Annotated in this window: 16 protein-coding genes; 4 read left to right on the forward strand and 12 right to left on the reverse strand. The window is 62.2% G+C overall.

The genetic code is table 11. The features are described 5' to 3' along the window. Window positions 1-3: 3 nt before the first annotated feature. Window positions 4-2,268, reverse strand: coding sequence for a heavy metal translocating P-type ATPase (locus QCL51_RS23865; protein WP_021783633.1), 2,265 nt, complete (start codon window positions 2,266-2,268; stop codon window positions 4-6). Between the two features lie 83 nt (window positions 2,269-2,351). Here QCL51_RS23865 and cadR point away from each other — a divergent pair, with 83 nt between their 5' ends. Continuing rightward, window positions 2,352-2,795: a cadmium resistance transcriptional regulator CadR gene (cadR, locus tag QCL51_RS23870; RefSeq protein WP_021783632.1), complete on the forward strand. Its 444-nt coding sequence runs from the start codon at window positions 2,352-2,354 to the stop codon at window positions 2,793-2,795. Window positions 2,796-2,912: 117 nt separating this feature from the next. Here cadR and QCL51_RS23875 read toward each other — a convergent pair whose 3' ends face one another. The 3 genes from QCL51_RS23875 to QCL51_RS23885 are packed head-to-tail and all read right to left on the reverse strand — an operon-like array spanning window position 2,913 to window position 5,541. Beyond that, window positions 2,913-3,884, reverse strand: coding sequence for a thymidylate synthase (locus QCL51_RS23875; protein WP_028697543.1), 972 nt, complete (start codon window positions 3,882-3,884; stop codon window positions 2,913-2,915). Between the two features lie 51 nt (window positions 3,885-3,935). After that, a complete protein-coding gene (gene lgt / locus QCL51_RS23880; RefSeq protein WP_010955678.1) occupies window positions 3,936-4,742 on the reverse strand; it encodes a prolipoprotein diacylglyceryl transferase in 807 nt (268 codons plus the stop codon). Window positions 4,743-4,758: 16 nt separating this feature from the next. Continuing rightward, on the reverse strand, window positions 4,759-5,541 hold the full coding sequence (locus tag QCL51_RS23885) for a sulfite exporter TauE/SafE family protein (RefSeq protein ID WP_021783581.1): 783 nt from the start codon (window positions 5,539-5,541) through the stop codon (window positions 4,759-4,761). A gap of 131 nt (window positions 5,542-5,672) precedes the next feature. Between QCL51_RS23885 and QCL51_RS23890 the strand changes: the two genes are divergently transcribed. Further along, on the forward strand, window positions 5,673-6,419 hold the full coding sequence (locus tag QCL51_RS23890) for an NRDE family protein (RefSeq protein ID WP_021783580.1): 747 nt from the start codon (window positions 5,673-5,675) through the stop codon (window positions 6,417-6,419). A 141-nt stretch (window positions 6,420-6,560) separates the two neighbouring features. Here the strand turns inward: QCL51_RS23890 and ptsP are convergent, their stop codons facing one another. Both ptsP and QCL51_RS23900 read right to left on the reverse strand, forming a co-directional pair. Further along, a complete protein-coding gene (ptsP, locus tag QCL51_RS23895) occupies window positions 6,561-8,840 on the reverse strand; it encodes a phosphoenolpyruvate--protein phosphotransferase (RefSeq protein WP_021783579.1) in 2,280 nt (759 codons plus the stop codon). Window positions 8,841-8,862: 22 nt separating this feature from the next. Then, window positions 8,863-9,342 (reverse strand): RNA pyrophosphohydrolase, encoded by a 480-nt coding sequence (locus QCL51_RS23900; RefSeq protein ID WP_003249017.1) that lies wholly within the window; start codon window positions 9,340-9,342, stop codon window positions 8,863-8,865. A 141-nt stretch (window positions 9,343-9,483) separates the two neighbouring features. On the opposite strand from QCL51_RS23900, the gene QCL51_RS23905 reads away from it, so the two are divergent. Further along, window positions 9,484-10,140, forward strand: coding sequence for an HAD family hydrolase (locus tag QCL51_RS23905; protein ID WP_028697544.1), 657 nt, complete (start codon window positions 9,484-9,486; stop codon window positions 10,138-10,140). 129 nt (window positions 10,141-10,269) lie between these two features. On the opposite strand, the gene QCL51_RS23910 is transcribed toward QCL51_RS23905, so the two are convergent. Together QCL51_RS23910 and ilvA are read right to left on the reverse strand one after the other, a co-directional pair. Continuing rightward, window positions 10,270-10,695 carry a DUF2269 domain-containing protein gene (locus tag QCL51_RS23910; protein ID WP_021783577.1) on the reverse strand — a complete coding sequence of 142 codons (426 nt, stop codon included), beginning with the start codon at window positions 10,693-10,695 and terminating at the stop codon, window positions 10,270-10,272. 147 nt (window positions 10,696-10,842) lie between these two features. Next, a complete protein-coding gene (gene ilvA, locus QCL51_RS23915; RefSeq protein WP_003249006.1) occupies window positions 10,843-12,357 on the reverse strand; it encodes a threonine ammonia-lyase, biosynthetic in 1,515 nt (504 codons plus the stop codon). A gap of 133 nt (window positions 12,358-12,490) precedes the next feature. Here ilvA and rpiA point away from each other — a divergent pair, with 133 nt between their 5' ends. Beyond that, window positions 12,491-13,165, forward strand: a complete 675-nt coding sequence (gene rpiA / locus QCL51_RS23920) for a ribose-5-phosphate isomerase RpiA (RefSeq protein ID WP_003249004.1) — start codon at window positions 12,491-12,493, stop codon at window positions 13,163-13,165. Between the two features lie 103 nt (window positions 13,166-13,268). Here the strand turns inward: rpiA and QCL51_RS23925 are convergent, their stop codons facing one another. The 4 genes from QCL51_RS23925 to QCL51_RS23940 form a co-directional block, all read right to left on the reverse strand. Continuing rightward, on the reverse strand, window positions 13,269-14,171 hold the full coding sequence (locus QCL51_RS23925) for an SdiA-regulated domain-containing protein (RefSeq protein ID WP_103443665.1): 903 nt from the start codon (window positions 14,169-14,171) through the stop codon (window positions 13,269-13,271). A gap of 90 nt (window positions 14,172-14,261) precedes the next feature. Then, window positions 14,262-15,182, reverse strand: coding sequence for an SdiA-regulated domain-containing protein (locus tag QCL51_RS23930; RefSeq protein WP_021783575.1), 921 nt, complete (start codon window positions 15,180-15,182; stop codon window positions 14,262-14,264). 161 nt (window positions 15,183-15,343) lie between these two features. Next, window positions 15,344-16,009, reverse strand: a complete 666-nt coding sequence (locus QCL51_RS23935; protein ID WP_012054022.1) for a fumarylacetoacetate hydrolase family protein — start codon at window positions 16,007-16,009, stop codon at window positions 15,344-15,346. A gap of 26 nt (window positions 16,010-16,035) precedes the next feature. Then, a complete protein-coding gene (locus tag QCL51_RS23940; RefSeq protein ID WP_021783574.1) occupies window positions 16,036-17,433 on the reverse strand; it encodes an FAD-binding oxidoreductase in 1,398 nt (465 codons plus the stop codon). Window positions 17,434-17,588 lie beyond the last annotated feature (155 nt).

Genomic DNA, 17,588 nt, shown 5'->3' on the forward strand with positions numbered 1-17,588 from the left:
CCTCTATTTACGCAAAAGGCGCAAGCCGTTGAACACCACCAGCAAGCTCACGCCCATATCAGCGAACACCGCCATCCACATCGTGGCCATGCCGGCAAAGGTAATCGCCAAAAATATCGCCTTGATGCCCAATGCCAGAACGATGTTCTGCATAAGGATCGCCGCACTTTGGCGCGACAGCCTGACGAAGGCCGGGATTTTCCGCAAGTCATCGTCCATAAGCGCCACATCGGCAGTCTCGATCGCCGTGTCGGTGCCGGCAGCAGCCATGGCAAAGCCTATTTCGGCGCGAGCCAGCGCCGGGGCGTCGTTGATGCCGTCACCGACCATGCCCACCCGATGGCCTTGGTCGTACAAGGCCTCAATGGTTTTCAGCTTGTCGGCCGGCAACAGGTTGCCCTCGGCGCGGTCGATCCCCACCACGGCGGCAATGGCCTGCGCAGTATGGGGATTGTCACCGGTCAGCATGACAGTCTTGATACCCAGTTGATGCAATTCGGCGATCGCCTGACGGCTGCTGTCCTTGACCGTGTCGGCCACGGCGAACAGTGCCAGTGGCCCGGAGCGGTCGAGCAGCAGGACCACTGTCTTGCCCTGGCGCTCCAGCGCATCCAGTTGGGCCTCCAGCGCTGGCGAACACAGCCCCAGTTCCTCGACCAGACGATGATTGCCCAGGTGGTAGACCTCACCGGCGATCACGCCACGCACGCCACGCCCGGCCAGGGCGGCGAAGTCACTGACCTCGCTCAAGGCCAGGCCTTGCTGCTTGCCGAACTCGGCAATGGCGCGGGACACCGGGTGGTCCGAACGCTCGCCCAGGCTGGCCGCCAAGGCCTGTGCACGGTCTTCGAACAGCGGCACCAGCACCTTGGCGTCGGTCTGCACCGGCTTGCCATGGGTAATGGTGCCGGTCTTGTCCAGGGCCAGGAAATCAAGGTGGCGGCCACCCTCCAGGTACACGCCACCCTTGATCAGGATGCCTTTGCGCGCAGCGGCGGCCAGGCCACTGACGATGGTCACCGGGGTCGAGATCACCAGCGCGCACGGGCAGGCCACCACCAGCAGCACCAAGGCGCGGTAAACCCAGTCGAACCAGGCGCCAGCCATGAACAGCGGTGGTATCAGCGCCACGGCCAAGGCGATGGCGAACACCACCGGGGTGTAGATGCGCGAAAAACGGTCGACAAAGCGCTGGGTAGGCGCCCGCGCGCCTTGTGCTTCCTCCACCGCCTTGATGATCCGCGCCAGGGTCGACTGCCCGGCAGCGGCGGTGACGCGAAACTCCAGCGCCCCCACCTGGTTGATGGTGCCCGCGAACAGTTTGTCGCCCACCCCCTTCTCCACAGGCAGGCTTTCGCCGGTAATCGGTGCCTGATCGACGCTGGATTGCCCACTGGTCACTTCACCGTCCAGGCCGATGCGCTCACCCGGGCGCACCCGCACCAGTGCGCCGATGTCTACCTCACGCACTTCCAGCTCGCGCCACTGGCCATCGGCCTGCTGCACCGTAGCCATGTCCGGGGTCAGTTGCATCAAGCCGCCGATGGCATTACGCGCACGGTCCAGCGAGCGCGCTTCGATCAGTTCGGCAACGGTGAACAGCACCATCACCATAGCCGCTTCCGGCCACTGGCCAATCAATACGGCCCCCGTCACGGCGATACTCATCAGTGCATTGATGTTGAGGTTACGGTTTTTCAGGGCAATCCAGCCCTTCTTGTAAGTACCCAGGCCGCAACCGAGGATCGCTGCCAGTGCCAGGCCCGCCACCACCCATTCCGGGGCGAGTGCAGCAAAGTGCACGATTTCGGCGGCGATTGCGGCAACGCCCGACAATGCCAGTGGCCACCAGCGGGCCTTGGCCGGTTGTGGCACGCTGGCGCTGCCATCGTCTTGGGCGGCAATCGGCTCGGCCTTCATGCCCAGGCTGTCGATAGCCCGCTCGATATCGGCGGTGCCATCCAGGGTGTGGCGCACGCCAAGCACGCGGTTGATCAGGTTGAATTCCAGCTGTTCGATACCGGCCAGCTTGCTCAGCTTGTCCTGGATCAGGGTCTGCTCGGTGGGGCAGTCCATCGCATCAATGCGGAAACGGCTGAGTTGCGCCTGGGCGCTGGCCGTTTCGCTCAGTTGCACCAGCGGCGGTGCGGCTTTGGCGCCGCAGCAGCTGTGGCCGTGGGCAGCATGGCCATGGTCGTCATCGCCATGAGCGTGATCGTGATCGTGATCGTGCGGATGCTTGTGTTCGTGGCTGACAGGCTGGTTCATGGGGTCATCCTTAAATTGAGCCTGTTGCCAAGTGAACACCCTGTAGCCACTATAGGGTCAAGCCACTTGCTGGAGATTTCGTGATGAAGATCGGAGAACTGGCCAAAGCCACCGACTGCGCGGTGGAAACCATCCGCTACTACGAGCGTGAAAACCTGCTGCCGGAGCCAGCGCGCAGCGACGGCAACTACCGGCTGTACACCCAGGCCCATGTGGAGCGGCTGACCTTTATCCGCAACTGCCGCACGCTGGACATGACCCTGGACGAAATTCGCAGCCTGCTACGCCTGCGCGACAGCCCCGACGACGCGTGCGGCAGCGTCAATGCGCTGATCGACGAGCATATCGAGCATGTTCAGGCGCGGATCGATGGCTTGGTGGCATTGCAAGAGCAGCTGGTGGAGCTGCGGCGGCGCTGCAATGCGCAGGGGAGTGAGTGCGCGATCTTGCAGCAACTGGAGACGAACGGGGCGGTATCGGTGCCGGATACCGAACATTCGCATGTGGGGCGCAGTCACGGGCATTGAGCCAAACTCTTCGCGGGTGAACCCGCTCCCACAGGGACCGCGCACGACTTAGGCCTGTGCAGTACCCTGTGGAGCGGGTTCAACCGCGAAGAAGCCAGTTCAAACAATGGAGATCTATCAGACCGCCATCGGCGCTGTCATCGGCGCGTGGTGTTCATAACCTTCCAGCCAGAAATCACTCGGCTCGATCTTCTCCAGCCACTCCGGCTCATACTTGCCAGTTTCGGCAAATGCCGGCACACGGTCGCTGATGACCAGCTTCGGCGCCTCCAGCGGCTCGCGCTGGAGCTGCTCGTTGAGCATGTCCAGATGGTTTTCATACACATGGGCATCGCCGATGAAGTAGGTGAACCAGCGCGGTGTATAGCCGGTCAGGCGGCCGAACAACGACAGCAGCGCCGCACCTTCGGTGAGGTTGAACGGTGTGCCCAGCCCCAGGTCGTTGGAGCGGATGTAGAGGGTCAGGGAAATTTCCCTGGTCTCGACATTCGGGTGGAACTGGTACAGCAGGTGACACGGTGGCAGTGCCATTTCGTCCAGTTGCGCGCAGTTCCAGCCATGGAACAGGATGCGGCGGCTACCCGGGTCGTTGGCGATGGTGTCCAGGCACTGGCGCACCTGATCGATCGCCTTGTACAGGATGACGAACGCGACGCCGTCCTCTTCGTCCTGGGCAATGCGGCGGAAACCGGCTTGCTCGGCCATTTCGATGGCCGCCGGGTTGCTCAGCGGGATGCGCTTGTAGCCCGGCCACTGGCGCCATTGCACACCATAGATCTCGCCCAGGTCGTCATGGCCTTGGCGGAACGGGTTGGCCAGCCACTGGGCGTTTTCGTTGGCATTCTGGTCCCAGACCTTGCAGCCCAGCTCGCGGAACTCACCGGCGTTCTTCACGCCACGCAGGAAACCGACCATTTCACCAATCGCCGACTTGAACGCCAGCTTGCGCGTGGTAATGGCCGGAAAGCCCTTCTGCAGGTCGAAACGCAGCATCGCGCCCGGCAGGCTGATGGTGCGGATGCCGGTGCGGTTTCCTTGCAACGTGCCGTTGTCGATGACGTCGCGGACCAGGTCCAGATACTGTTTCATGGCTTACCTGTAGCAAAAACGGCAGGGGGATCGCCCCTGCCGTGGGATTAATCAGGCGGGTTTCGCCGTGGGCTTGCGATTATAAGCCCACCAGATCAAGACGAGGCCACCGACTATCATCGGAATGCACAGCAACTGGCCTTGAGTGAGCCAACCGAACGCGATGTAACCGAGTTGTGCATCCGGCACCCGGACAAACTCCACGGCAAAGCGGAAGATGCCGTAGCACAGCGAGAACATTCCCGACACCGCCATGGTCGGCCGTGGCTTGCGCGAGAACAGCCACAGGATGACGAACAGCGCCACGCCCTCAAGGGCGAACTGGTAGAGCTGCGACGGGTGGCGTGGCAACTGGGCCGGGTCGCTGAACGGCGGGAAGATCATCGCCCATGGCACGTCGGTGGGTTTGCCCCACAGCTCGGCGTTGATGAAGTTGCCGATACGCCCGGCGCCCAGGCCAATCGGCACCAGCGGGGCGACGAAGTCCATCAGCTCGAAGAACGACTTGTTGTTGCGCTTGCCGAACCACAAGGCCGCCAGCATCACACCGATGAAGCCGCCGTGGAACGACATACCGCCCTTCCACACTTCGAAGATCAGCGTCGGGTTGGCCAGGTAGGCGTGCAGGTCGTAGAACAGCACATAGCCCAGGCGCCCGCCGACAATCACCCCCATCGACAGCCAGAACACCAGGTCGGACAGCTTCTCGCGGTTCCAGGTGGGGTCGAAGCGGTTCAGCCGGCGTGAGGCCAGCAGCCAGGCACCGCCGATGCCGATCAGGTACATCAGGCCGTACCAATGGATTTTCAGCGGCCCGATGGCCAAGGCCACGGGGTCTATCTGCGGGTAAGGCAGCATGGAACTTCCTCTCGATTCAAATCAAAAAGCTGAGGCCGACACAGAACAGCAGGGCTGCGAACAGGCGTTTCAACAAACGGGGCGACAGCTTGTGCGCCAGGCGCGCGCCGAAGCGGGCAAAAAACATGCTGGTCACGGCAATGCCGACAAGCGCCGGCAGGTACACGTAACCCAGGCTGTTAGGCGGCAGATGCTCCTCGTGCCACCCCAGCAGCATGAAGCTCAGGGCACTAGCCACAGCAATCGGTAGGCCACAGGCCGAGGACGTGGCCACTGCCTGCTGCATGGGCAGGCTGCGCCAGGTGAGGAACGGCACCGTCAGCGAACCACCGCCAATGCCGAATATGGCCGAAGCCCAGCCGATTACGCCGCCTGCGCCGATCAATGCGGGCTTGCCGGGGACGCCACGGCTGGCCTTGGGTTTGAGGTCCAGCGCCATCTGCGCGGCGATGACCAGGGCGAACACGCCAATGATCTTTTGCAGCAGCGGGCCCTGGATAAGCGAGGCGGTCTTGGCGCCGACACCCGCCCCGAGCAGGATGCCAAGGGTCATCCAGGCGAAGATTGACCATTGCACGGCACCCTTGCGGTGGTGCTCCAGCACGGCGTTGATAGAAGTGAAGACGATGGTGGCCAGCGACGTGCCGACTGCCAGGTGGGTCAGCACCGAAGCGTCGAAACCCTGCAGGGTAAAGCTGAACACCAGCACCGGCACGATGATGATGCCGCCGCCCACGCCGAACAGCCCGGCCAGCACACCGGCACAGGCGCCCAACAACAGATAGAGCACGAATTCCATTCGGCTTCCCCTAGAAAATCAATCCGGCATGGTAACGGAAGCCGGGCTCGGGGCTCTAGTGAACTCTGTGTCAGGATGGATCCGCACTGCTCCTGTGGGTACAGTGACAAAAAAACACGGAGGCCCACCCCATGTGCCTGATCGTATTTGCCTGGCGGCCGGGGCACGCCCTGCCGCTGATCGTGGCGGCCAACCGCGACGAATTCTATGCCCGCCCCACTCAGCCCTTGGCGGCCTGGGAGGATGCACCTGGGGTGCATGCCGGGCGCGACCTGGAGGCAGGCGGTACCTGGCTGGGCGTAGGCCCACAGCAGCGCTTTGCCGCGCTGACCAACATCCGCGACCCGGGCCAGGCGCCGGGGCCTCGCTCGCGGGGTGAGCTGGTGGCGGCGTTTCTGCAAGGGGAGCTGGGGGTCGAGGCTTACCTGGACCAGGTAACCAGCCGTAGTGGGCAGTACTCGGGGTTCAACCTGCTGGTGGGTGACGGGCAGCAACTGGGTTATCTGCATGCCCGTGAGGCCACGCCGCGCCTGCTGAAGGCTGGGGTTTACGGGCTTTCGAACGCCGGGCTGGATACACCGTGGCCGAAACTGGTGAAGGCACGTGACGGGCTGCAGCGCCTGCTGGACACACCGGAGCCGCACAGGCTGCTGGCATTACTTGCGGATAACGAGCCCGCGGCTGATGGTGATCTACCCGAGACAGGCGTGGGGTTGGCAACCGAGAAATTGCTGTCGAGCGTGTTCATCGCCAGCCAAAATTACGGGACCCGTGCAAGTACAGTGCTGATTGTGGATAAAAAGGGGCAAAGGCGGCTGGTTGAGCGCAGTTTCGGGCCTTTTGGCGGGCATTTGGGGGAAATAGAGTTGCTGGCCTGAGCATTTGATGTTGTCTGTTCGGGCCTCTTCGCGGGTAAACCCGCTCCTACAACGGCCTGTGCCGGGCCACCGATGTGTGCCCCCCGCTCCGCGCGTAGGAGCGGGTTTAACCGCGAAGAGCCCGAACAGGCAAACGCTCAGTCAGAGGGTCTTGTTGGCTTCAGGCCCAATCATCCGCGCCAACCCAAGGTTCTTCAAGGCCAGTTGCAGCGAGCTGTGGATAACCTGCGGGTTGTCATGGCTCAAGGCCTCGGCCAGCAGTTCCTTGGCCTTGCCCATATTGATCTGGCGAAGCATCCACTTGACCTTCGGCAGGTTGGTGGCGTTCATCGACAGGCTGTCAAAGCCCATGGCCATCAACAGGACTGACGCTGCCGGGTCACCGGCCATCTCACCGCAGATGCTCACCGGCTTGCCTTCGCCATGGGCGTCACGCACCACCGTGTTCAGCGCCTGCAGCACCGCCGGGTGCAGGTAGTCGTACAGGTCGGCAACCCGCGGGTTGTTGCGGTCCACCGCCAGCAGGTACTGGGTCAGGTCGTTGGAGCCGACCGACAGGAAGTCCACCTGCCGCGCCAGCTCCTTGGTCTGGTACACCGCCGCTGGAATTTCCACCATTACACCCACGGGCGGCATCGGTACATCGGTACCTTCATCACGCACTTCACCCCAGGCGCGGTGGATCAGGTGCAGCGCCTCTTCCAGCTCGTGAATGCCGGAAATCATCGGCAGCAGGATACGCAGGTTGTTCAGGCCCTCGCTGGCCTTGAGCATGGCGCGGGTCTGTACCAGGAAGATTTCCGGGTGGTCGAGGGTGACGCGGATGCCGCGCCAGCCGAGGAACGGGTTTTCTTCCTTGATCGGGAAGTACGACAGCGCCTTGTCACCACCGATGTCGAGGGTTCGCATGGTCACCGGCAGCGGGTGAAAGGCCGCCAGCTGCTCACGGTAGATGGCCAGCTGCTCTTTCTCACTGGGGAAGCGCTGGTTGATCATGAACGGCACTTCAGTGCGGTACAGGCCTACCCCTTCGGCGCCGCGCTGCTGGGCACGAGCCACGTCAGCGAGCAGCCCGGTGTTGACCCACAGGGGCATGCGGTGGCCGTCGGGGGTGATGCACGGAAGTTCGCGCAGTGCATCCAGCCCTTGGGCAAGCTGGCGCTCCTCCTCGACCACTTCGCTGTACTGCTTGCGCAGCACTTCGCTGGGGTTGGTGAACACTTCGCCCTTGTAGCCGTCGACGATCAGTTCAATACCGTCGACTTTGGAGTACGGCAGGTCGACCAGGCCCATCACCGTGGGGATGCCCATGGCCCGCGCGAGGATGGCGACGTGGGAGTTGCCCGAGCCGAGTACCGAGACCAGGCCGACCAGCTTGCCTTCCGGCACTTCACCGAGCATGGCCGGTGTCAGTTCCTCACTGACCAGGATGGTGTTGTCGGCATACACCAGCGACTGCGAACGTGCTTCCTGCAGATACGCCAGCAGGCGCCGCCCCAGGTCCTTGACGTCGGAGGCACGCTCACGCAGGTAGTCATCGTCCATCAGTTCGAAGCGGTTGACGTGCTCACCAACCACCTGGCGCAGGGCGCCCTGGGCCCATTGGCCGGTCTTGATGACCTCGGTCACCTCTCCGCCCAAGGCTGCGTCTTCAAGCATCATCAGATACACATCGAACAGCGCGCGCTCTTCCGGGCGCAGCTGGGTGGCGAGCTTGGCCGACAGCTTGCGCATGTCGTCGCGCACACCTTCCAGAGCGTTCTGGAACAGCCTGAGTTCGGCGTCGATATCATCGACGGTCTTGTCCGGGACCACTTCCAGATCGGCCGGCGGCAACATTACCACCGCACGCCCCACGGCGGCGCCAGGCGACCCCGGCACACCCACGAAGCGCGCCTCCTGGATACCTTTGCCCTGACGGCCCAGGCCACGGATCGAGCCGGTAGCCTCGGCGTGGGCGATAACCCCGGCAAGCTGGGCGCTCATGGTGACCAGGAAGGCTTCTTCGCCCTCGTCGAACTGGCGGCGCTCCTTTTGCTGGATGACCAGTACACCGACCACACGGCGGTGGTGGATGATTGGCGCACCCAGGAAGGAGGCGAATTTCTCTTCGCCGGTTTCGGCAAAGTAGCGGTAACGCGGGTGGTCGGCAGCGTTTTCCAGGTTCAGCGGCTCTTCCCGGGTACCGACCAGGCCAACCAGGCCTTCGTTGGGGGCCATGCTGACCTTGCCGATGGAGCGCTTGTTCAGGCCTTCGGTAGCCATCAGCACGAAGCGGTTGGTTTCCGGGTCGAGCAGGTAGACCGAGCAGACCTGGCTGCCCATGGCTTCCTTGACGCGCAAGACAATGATCCCCAACGCCGACTTGAGATCTTTGGCGGAGTTTACTTCCTGGACGATCTTGCGCAGCGTATTGAGCATGGCTCGGGGTCGAACTCCGTCGTCAGTCGCGCGTCAACAGACGCGGTGCTAGCTCTTTCAGGGCGCGTCGGTACACCTCGCGCTTGAATGTCACAACCTGGCCCAGCGGATACCAATAGCTCACCCAGCGCCAGCCGTCGAATTCCGGCTTGCCGGTCAGGTCCATTCGCACCCGTTGTTCATTGCTGACCAGGCGCAGCAGGAACCATTTCTGCTTCTGGCCGATGCACAGCGGCTGGCTGTGAGTACGTACCAACCGCTGTGGTAAACGATAACGCAACCAGCCACGGGTGCAGGCAAGAATTTCTACATCATCGCGTTCAAGGCCAACTTCTTCGTTCAGCTCGCGGTACAGGGCATCTTCCGGCGTCTCGTCAGGGTTGATACCACCCTGGGGGAATTGCCAGGCATCCTGGTTGATCCGTCGAGCCCATAGCACCTGCCCGGCATCATTCGTGAGAATGATCCCGACATTGGGGCGAAAACCATCCGGGTCGATCACGGCAGCAACCTCGCAAACGCATGTCAACGCATTGTTCCACAAAGCTTGCGAGCGCAGCAACGCGCCCGCCAAGCTTATGTGCAGCTGCGTGAAAACTCCGTATTCTGCGGGCCTACCCTGTGGCTGATGCGAGTGACCGCGATGCGCCTGGCTTTATTCGACCTGGACAATACCCTCCTCGGTGGCGACAGCGACCATGCCTGGGGTGACTATCTTTGCGAGCGCGGCATTCTCGACCCGGTCGCCTACAAGCAACGCAACGACAGCTTCTACCAGGACTACCTCAATGGCACCCTGGACCTGCAGGCCTACCTGGCCTTTTCCATGGAAATCCTGGCGGCAACACCCATGCCCCAGCTCGACGAATGGCACCGCGACTTCATGCGCGACTGCATCGAGCCCATCATCCTGCCCAGGGCCCTGGCCTTGCTGCAGCAGCACCGCGAGGCGGGCGACCAACTGGTGATCATCACCGCTACCAACCGCTTCGTTACCGCACCGATCGCCCGGCGCCTGGGGGTGCGGGTGTTGCTGGCAACCGAATGCGAGGTGCGCGACGGCCGCTATACCGGGCGTAGTACCGATATACCGTGTTTCCGTGAAGGCAAAGTGACGCGGCTGGAGCGCTGGATGCTGGAGAACGGCTTTGATCTTGAGGACAGCTACTTCTATAGCGACTCGATGAATGACCTGCCGTTGTTGCAGCGGGTGACGCATGCAGTGGCAGTGGACCCGGCCCCGGACCTGCGGGTCGAGGCGGATAAGCGCGGGTGGCCGGTGATCTCGCTGCGGGATTGAGGTTTCGCGTGCCGGCCTTTTCGCGGGCATGCCCGCTCCCACAGGAATCACCACGGGCCTTGAGGGCTGCGCTGTACCTGTGGGAGCGGGCGCGCCCGCGAAGAGGCCGGCACAGGCAATCCAGGCCTGTCAGACCGGCTTGGCCCCCATCAGCCCGGCAATGGACAGAAAGCAAACCCCACTGAATACAGCCAGCGCCAGAGTAAACCGCAACCCCACCACCTCGGCCTTGCGCAGCCGGTTCAGCCGCACCAGCAGCCACCACACGGCAAACGCGCCGAATGTATAGATGACACTGGATGCCAACACCCAGGTCTGCCCCAGTGGCCAGCCCACCAGGTGTACCAGCCACCAGCCGGTGAACGGCATGCTCACCAGGCACAGGCCCATCACCAGCCAGACGAACACCAACGGCCGGCGCAGCAGCTTGGCGTAGGCTTCGGCATCGCCCTGGCGGCGGGCGCGCCAGGTCCAGATCGCCAGGCCCAGGGCGCCCAGAAACAGCAGCGCGGTGGCAACGATGTGCAAGGTCTTGAGCGTGGTCAGGTGTTCCATGTCTCGGTCGTCCTTAAACTGGCATTTTGCGGTAGCTTCTTCGCGGGCTTACCCGCTCCTGCCAAGGTATCTCAGGCCTTGAGGCCTGCGCAGTACCTGTGGGAGCGGGCAAGCCCGCGAAAGGGCCATCAGCCCTAGCTTAGCCGCTCAGCCCAGGAACAGTTTGTAGGCCGGGTTTTCGGTCTCGTCCCAGTACGGGTAACCGATCTTGGCCAGCGCTGCCGGCACCAGGTGACGTTCGTCCTCCGGCACCTGCAGCCCAGCCACCACGCGCCCGTCAGCCGCGCCATGGTTGCGGTAGTGGAACATCGAGATGTTCCAGCGCCCGCCCAGCTTGTTGAGGAAGTTGAACAGCGCCCCTGGCCGTTCGGGGAATTCGAAGCGCAGCACCATTTCGTCACTGGCACCGGCCGAGTGGCCGCCGACCATATGACGAATATGCAGCTTGGCCAGTTCGTTGTCGGTCAGATCGGTAACCGGGAAACCCTGTTCGGTCAGTTGCTGCACCAGCGCCGCGCGGGGGTCGTTTTCCGGGTGGGTCTGCACCCCAACGAAGATATGCGCTTCGTCAGAGGTGTGCTTGCGGTAGTTGAACTCAGTGATCTGACGCTTGCCGATAGCCTCGCAGAAGGCCTTGAAGCTACCCGGGCGCTCAGGGATGGTCACGGCGATGATCGCCTCGCGCTTCTCACCCAGCTCGGCACGCTCGGCCACATGGCGCAGGCGATCGAAGTTAACGTTGGCACCGGAGTCGATGGCCACCAGGGTCTGGCCGCTGACGCCGTAAAGCTCGACGTACTTCTTGATGCCCGCCACACCCAGCGCGCCGGCAGGCTCGGTGATCGAGCGGGTATCGTCGTAGATATCCTTGATTGCCGCGCATATTTCATCGGTACTGACGGTAACGACTTCGTCCACATGGTGGCGGCAGATATCGAAGGTGTGCTGGCCAATCTGCGCCACCGCCACGCCGTCGGCGAATAGCCCAACCTGCGGCAACACCACGCGCTCACCGGCGGCCATGGCTGCCTGCAGGCAGTTGGAATCGTCCGGCTCGACGCCGATTACCTTGATTTCCGGGCGCAGGTACTTCACATAGGCGGCAATGCCGGCGATCAGGCCGCCACCGCCCACCGGGACGAAGATCGCGTCTAGCTGGCCAGGGTGCTGGCGCAGGATTTCCATGGCGACGGTGCCCTGCCCGGCGATGGTGTGCGGATCGTCGTAAGGGTGAACGTAGACGAAGCCCTTTTCATCGACCAGTTTCAGCGAATAGGCCAGCGCCTCAGGGAACGAGTCGCCATGCAACACAACCTTGCCACCGCGCGAGCGCACGCCTTCGACCTTGATTTCCGGGGTGGTCTTGGGCATCACGATGGTGGCCTTGATGCCCATTTCGCGCGCGGCCAGGGCCAGGCCTTGGGCGTGGTTGCCGGCAGAGGCGGTCACCACGCCACGGGCCAGTTCTTCCGGGCTCAGCTGGGCCAGCTTGTTATACGCGCCGCGGATCTTGAACGAGAACACTGGCTGCAGGTCTTCGCGCTTGAGCAAAATCTGGTTGCCCAGGCGCTTGCTCAGCTGCCCGGCGCTCTGCAACGGGGTTTCGACGGCAACGTCATAGACGCGCGAGGTGAGGATCTTCTTGACGTACTGTTCGAGCATCGGGAAAGCATCACTGGGCCGCGGGACGAGGGCTGGGAGTCTACCCTAGCGCTACGTCGGGCGACCACAGCAAAGCCGTGCGAGCCGTTATACTAGGTGACTTTGAAACCGCCCTGCCCCTTCCGGAGCCCGCATGACCCAGGACCAACTCAAACAGGCCGTCGCCCAGGCCGCTGTCGACTTCATTCTGCCCAAGCTGGATGAAAAGAGCGTCGTAGGCGTCGGTACCGGTTCGACCGCCAACTTCTTCATCGATGCCCTGGCTCAGCACAAGACCGCTTTCGACGGTGCAGTCGCCAGCTCCGAAGCCACTGCCCAGCGCCTGAAAGGCCATGGCATCCCGGTCTACGAACTGAACAGCGTCAGCGAGCTTGAGTTCTACGTGGACGGCGCCGATGAGAGCGACGCACACCTGCACCTGATCAAGGGCGGCGGCGCAGCCCTTACCCGCGAAAAGATCGTCGCAGCCGTGGCCAAGACCTTCATCTGCATCGCCGACGGCAGCAAGCTGGTGCCGGTACTGGGGGCCTTCCCCCTGCCGGTCGAAGTGATCCCCATGGCCCGCAGCCACGTGGCACGTCAGCTGGTGAAGTTGGGTGGCGACCCGGTGTACCGTGAAGGCGTGGTCACCGACAACGGCAACGTGATCCTGGATGTGTACAACCTGCAGATCACCAACCCGGTGGAGCTGGAAGCGCAGATCAACGCCATCGTCGGCGTGGTGACCAACGGTCTGTTCGCGGCGCGACCAGCGGATCTGCTGTTGCTGGGCACCGCTGAGGGCGTGAAGAGCCTGAAGGCCGAGTAACGTTCTTCGCGGGCAAGCCCGCTCCCACAGGTACCCCACAAGCCTGGAACCGTGGCGATCCCTGTAGGAGCGGGTTTACCCGCGAATAGGCCCTGACAGGCGATTAGTCAGCCGGCTGCTTGAACACATAGAACAGGTTCGGCTCACTGACCAGGTAAATGGTCCCCGCTTCATCCATCGCAATGCCCTCCGCCTGCGGCACCGTCGCCTGCAACCCCTGGAAGCCCTTGCGCAACGACAAGGTACTCAGCGGCTGGCCTTGTACATCCAGCTCCAGCACCAGCCGCGACTCGTCCGACAGCGCCAGCAGATGCCCACTGCGCTCATCGAACTGCAAACTCGAAAGGTCCCTCACAAATAGCCGTGAATCGCGCTTGCGGTCCTGCACCACATGCACGGCGTAGGGCTTTTCCGGGTTGTCATGCGGGAAGCCATGCACCTCATAGATCAGCATCGGGTCACGCTCCTTCGCCACGAACAGGCGCTTGCCCGCCGAGTCGTAGGCCAGGCCCTCGAAGCCCTTGTTGCCATTGAGACCAATGCCCAAGGTCAGTTGCTCGGCATCACCGGCATCGAGAAACAGCGTGTCGTCGTCCAGCCGTACGCGAATCAGCCGCTGCTGACGCTCGTCGGTAATCACATAGCTGTTTGGCCCAACGTACTCCACCGCCTCCGGGTCGCCGAAGCCAGTCAGCGGCACACGTCGCAGGATACGGCCGTCCAGCGACAGCTCGATCAGCTCCGAACGTGCATTGGTGACTGTGAAGAGGGTTTTGCGGTCAGGGTCGTAGGTCAGCGCCGAAATGTCATCATCCAGCCCTTCGATCGGTTGCGCCTCCAGCACCACCCGGTAGCGATCCAGGCCAATGCTGCGCTCCACAGGCTGCCACCATGTCTTCAGATTGAACCAGCCACGCTCGAACAGGCGAAACTCCTGCCCAGCCCAGCCAAGCAGGAGCAGACCAACGGCAGCCAGAACAAGGAGCAGGCGAACAAAACGACGCATAGGGACAGACTCGACACAAGGATGGCGAATCTAATCATGAATGGCTGAAGCAAAGCTTAATGCCAGCGTCAGGCAAATCTGATGATGTTGTCAGTTCTTCTTGAAACGATAGAAAAGCGCCGGCTCGCTGACCATGTAAAGGTTGCCCTTGTCGTCCATGGCCACCCCTTCAGCCCGCGGAATGGTGTCTTCAAGCCCGTTGAAGCCGCCCAGCAGCGTCATGAAGCTGACTTGCTGGCCCTGCTCGTCCAGCTCCAGCAGCATGTTGGAGTCGGCCGAAAGCACCAGCAAGTGGCCAGTACGCGGGTCGACACCCAGCGCAGACAGGTTGCGCAAGTCGAGTTCATCGCTCGGCAACGACTGTTTGTCACCCTGGAGCGGGCTGCGGCCATCGGTACTCCAGGTGTACAGCTTGGGCGGGCGCTCCTCGCCAATGATCAGGCGCTGGCGCAGCGGGTCCCAGGCGACGGCCTCAAAGCCCTTGTTGCTTTTGACCGACGGGCCCAGGTCGTAGCTCGGGAAGTCGTCGTGATTCAGTGCCGTGGTCTGCGCGTCCACCTTGACCACGGTCAGATCGTGCAGGCGCTCGTCAGTGATGGCCAGGTTGCCGTCTTCCAGCACCGCGACGCCTTCGGGGTTGTTCCAGCCGTTGAGCGGGATCTTGCGCAGTACATCGCCCTCCAGGCTCAGCTCGACCAGGATCGGGTTCTTGCCCATGACCGCAAACAGGGTGCGGGTTTGCGGGTTGAAGGCCACATCCGAGGCTTCATCATCGTCCATGCCCGGCAGCGGTTTGGCGTCGATGTCCACCTGGTAATCCGGCAACCAAACGCTCTCGCTACGCTCGGCGGTGCTTTCGAAGCTTTCTTTTACCCACAGTGCACCGCGGTCATCCCAGTGCATGGCCACCGCCACGCCATAGCCGATCACCGCCGCCACGGCCAGGCCGAAGGGCCAGCGCAGGTAGAAGCGACGCTTGGGGGTTACCGGGGCGCTGGAGGAGGATGGCATGCAGTGATCCTGGGAAAATGGGCGTAGGTGCGCGCATTATCCAGATTGGGTGTGAAAAATCGGTAAACAGTGCCGGCCCATTCGCGGGCATGCCCGCTCCCAAGGTGCTGCAATCCCTGTAGGAGCGGGTTTACCCGCGAAAAAGGCGACGCGGTTTCGAGTTAAAGCACCCGGCTTTCGAAGCGGCTCACACCCGGCAGTTCCAGCACCAGCTCGTCACCGACATTGAACGGCCCAACACCCGCCGGGGTACCGGTGAGGATTACATCCCCCGCTTGTAGTGAGAAATGCGCTGCCATGTACTGAATCATCGGCACGATCGGGTTAAGCATCATCGCGCTGTTACCCTCCTGGCGCACTTCGCCATTCACGGTCAGGCGCACCGGGATGTCTGTCACGTCCTCGAAGCTGGCGGCCGAGACGAACGGTGGCAGCACGCAAGCGCCGTCAAAGCACTTGGCCAGCTCCCAAGGCAGGCCCTTTTCCTTCAGCTTGGCCTGCACGTCGCGCAGGGTCAGGTCCAGCGCCGGCGCGTAACCGGAAATGGCGTCCAGCACCTCTTCCTCGCTCGGATGGGTCGACAGCGGCTTGCCCAGCAATACGGCGATTTCAACCTCATAGTGCACCGACCCACGCTCGGCCGGGATCTTGAAGCCACCTTCGGCCGGCACCACGCAGCTGCCTGGCTTGATGAACAGCAGCGGCTCGGTGGGGATCGGGTTGTCCAGTTCCTTGGCATGCTCGGCATAGTTACGGCCGATGCACACCACCTTGCCCAGGGGGAAGTGAATGCGCGTGCCGTCTACGTACTGGTGCTGGTAACTCATGGCCGACTCCTTCTGGATACTGCTTTTTATTCAGGTGCGAAGATCTTACCCGGATTCATGATGCCGTTAGGGTCGAACACGGCCTTTATTGCCTTCATGCAGGCGATTTCTTGGGGGGAGCGGCTGTAGCCCAGGTAGTCACGCTTGGTCATGCCTACGCCATGCTCCGCAGAAATCGACCCGTTGTAACGCTCGACAATCTCGAACACCCACTTGTTGACCTTGGCACACGAAGCGAAGAAGTCGTCCTTGCTCATATGTTCAGGCTTGAGGATGTTCAGGTGCAGGTTGCCGTCACCAATATGGCCGTACCACACCACCTCATAGTCCGGATAATGTTCTGAGACGATGGCGTCGATATCGCGCAGGAACGCAGGCACTTTCGAGACAGTGACAGAAATGTCGTTCTTGTACGGTGTCCAGTGCGAGATGGTTTCCGACAGGTACTCGCGCAGCTTCCACAGGTTTTTCAGCTGGGTTTCGCTCTGGCTCATCACCCCATCCAGCACCCAACCCTGCTCGACGCAATGCTCGAAGGTAGCCAATGCTTCGTTGGCAACGTCTTCAGTGCTGGCCTCGAACTCCAGCAGCGCATAGAACGGGCAATCAGTCGCGAACGGCGCAGGTACATCGCCGCGCGCAAGGATCTTGGCCAGCCCCTTGTCGGAGAAAAACTCGAAAGCGGTCAGGTCCAGCTTGCCCTGGAAAGCGTGCAGCACCGGCATGATCGAGTCGAAGTCCGGTGTGCCCAGCACCATGGCGGTGAGATTGCGCGGTGCGCGGTCCAGGCGCATGGTGGCCTCGACCACGAAGCCCAGCGTACCCTCGGCACCAATGAACAGCTGCCGCAGGTCGTAACCGGTGGCGTTCTTGATCAGGTCCCTGTTCAGTTCCAGCAACTCGCCCTTGCCGGTGACCACTTTCAGCCCGGCCACCCAGTTGCGGGTCATGCCGTAGCGAATCACCTTGATTCCGCCGGCATTGGTGCCGATATTGCCGCCAATCTGGCTGGAGCCGCTGGAAGCGAAGTCCACCGGGTAATACAGGCCTTGCTCTTCGGCGAAGGTTTGCAACTGGCGGGTGATGACCCCTGGCTGGCAAACCACAGTGCGGTCGAAGGCATTGAAGCCAAGGATCTGGTTCATGTAGTCGAAGGCGACCACAACCTCGCCATTGGCTGCCACCGCACCAGCAGAAAGCCCGGTACGCCCGCCAGAGGGCACCAGCGCCACCTGGTGCGCATTGGCCCAGTGCACAATGGCTTGCACCTGTTCTACCGTTTTGGGAAAGACGATGGCGCTGGGCGCGGGCGGGTAATGCTTGGTCCAGTCCTTGCCATACGCTTCGAGGGAAACCGGGTCAGTCAGGACCTTGCCCGGGTCGACAAGGGTCATCAGTTCTTCAATAACAGCGGGGCGGGTCATCGCTGGAACTCTCGACTTATTCATGGTCACCCTGAGCACTCTTCAACTGTCGGGATAAGCTCAGATTGTGTCGCGTATGCTAGCATAGCCCTCCCGCTGTTCATGCTAAGGCTGCCCTCGCGCCTGGCATCACCCCTCGCCATTTTATCTCCGGG

This window comes from Pseudomonas sp. LTR0, assembly GCF_036630035.1.
Classification (GTDB): Bacteria; Pseudomonadota; Gammaproteobacteria; order Pseudomonadales; family Pseudomonadaceae; genus Aquipseudomonas; species Aquipseudomonas putida_Y.

Excerpts from the sequence above, each read along its gene's own strand:
- QCL51_RS23905 (WP_028697544.1), top strand. The coding sequence starts at position 9,484 with ATGCGCCTGGCTTTATTCGACCTGGACAATACCCTCCTCGGTGGCGAC.
- QCL51_RS23875 (WP_028697543.1), bottom strand. The coding sequence starts at position 3,884 with ATGAAACAGTATCTGGACCTGGTCCGCGACGTCATCGACAACGGCACG.
- QCL51_RS23865 (WP_021783633.1), bottom strand. The coding sequence starts at position 2,268 with ATGAACCAGCCTGTCAGCCACGAACACAAGCATCCGCACGATCACGAT.
- QCL51_RS23885 (WP_021783581.1), bottom strand. The coding sequence starts at position 5,541 with ATGGAATTCGTGCTCTATCTGTTGTTGGGCGCCTGTGCCGGTGTGCTG.
- QCL51_RS23935 (WP_012054022.1), bottom strand. The coding sequence starts at position 16,009 with ATGAGTTACCAGCACCAGTACGTAGACGGCACGCGCATTCACTTCCCC.
- QCL51_RS23930 (WP_021783575.1), bottom strand. The coding sequence starts at position 15,182 with ATGCCATCCTCCTCCAGCGCCCCGGTAACCCCCAAGCGTCGCTTCTAC.
- lgt (WP_010955678.1), bottom strand. The coding sequence starts at position 4,742 with ATGCTGCCTTACCCGCAGATAGACCCCGTGGCCTTGGCCATCGGGCCG.
- ptsP (WP_021783579.1), bottom strand. The coding sequence starts at position 8,840 with ATGCTCAATACGCTGCGCAAGATCGTCCAGGAAGTAAACTCCGCCAAA.
- QCL51_RS23925 (WP_103443665.1), bottom strand. The coding sequence starts at position 14,171 with ATGCGTCGTTTTGTTCGCCTGCTCCTTGTTCTGGCTGCCGTTGGTCTG.
- QCL51_RS23940 (WP_021783574.1), bottom strand. The coding sequence starts at position 17,433 with ATGACCCGCCCCGCTGTTATTGAAGAACTGATGACCCTTGTCGACCCG.
- cadR (WP_021783632.1), top strand. The coding sequence starts at position 2,352 with ATGAAGATCGGAGAACTGGCCAAAGCCACCGACTGCGCGGTGGAAACC.
- QCL51_RS23890 (WP_021783580.1), top strand. The coding sequence starts at position 5,673 with ATGTGCCTGATCGTATTTGCCTGGCGGCCGGGGCACGCCCTGCCGCTG.
- QCL51_RS23910 (WP_021783577.1), bottom strand. The coding sequence starts at position 10,695 with ATGGAACACCTGACCACGCTCAAGACCTTGCACATCGTTGCCACCGCG.
- rpiA (WP_003249004.1), top strand. The coding sequence starts at position 12,491 with ATGACCCAGGACCAACTCAAACAGGCCGTCGCCCAGGCCGCTGTCGAC.
- ilvA (WP_003249006.1), bottom strand. The coding sequence starts at position 12,357 with ATGCTCGAACAGTACGTCAAGAAGATCCTCACCTCGCGCGTCTATGAC.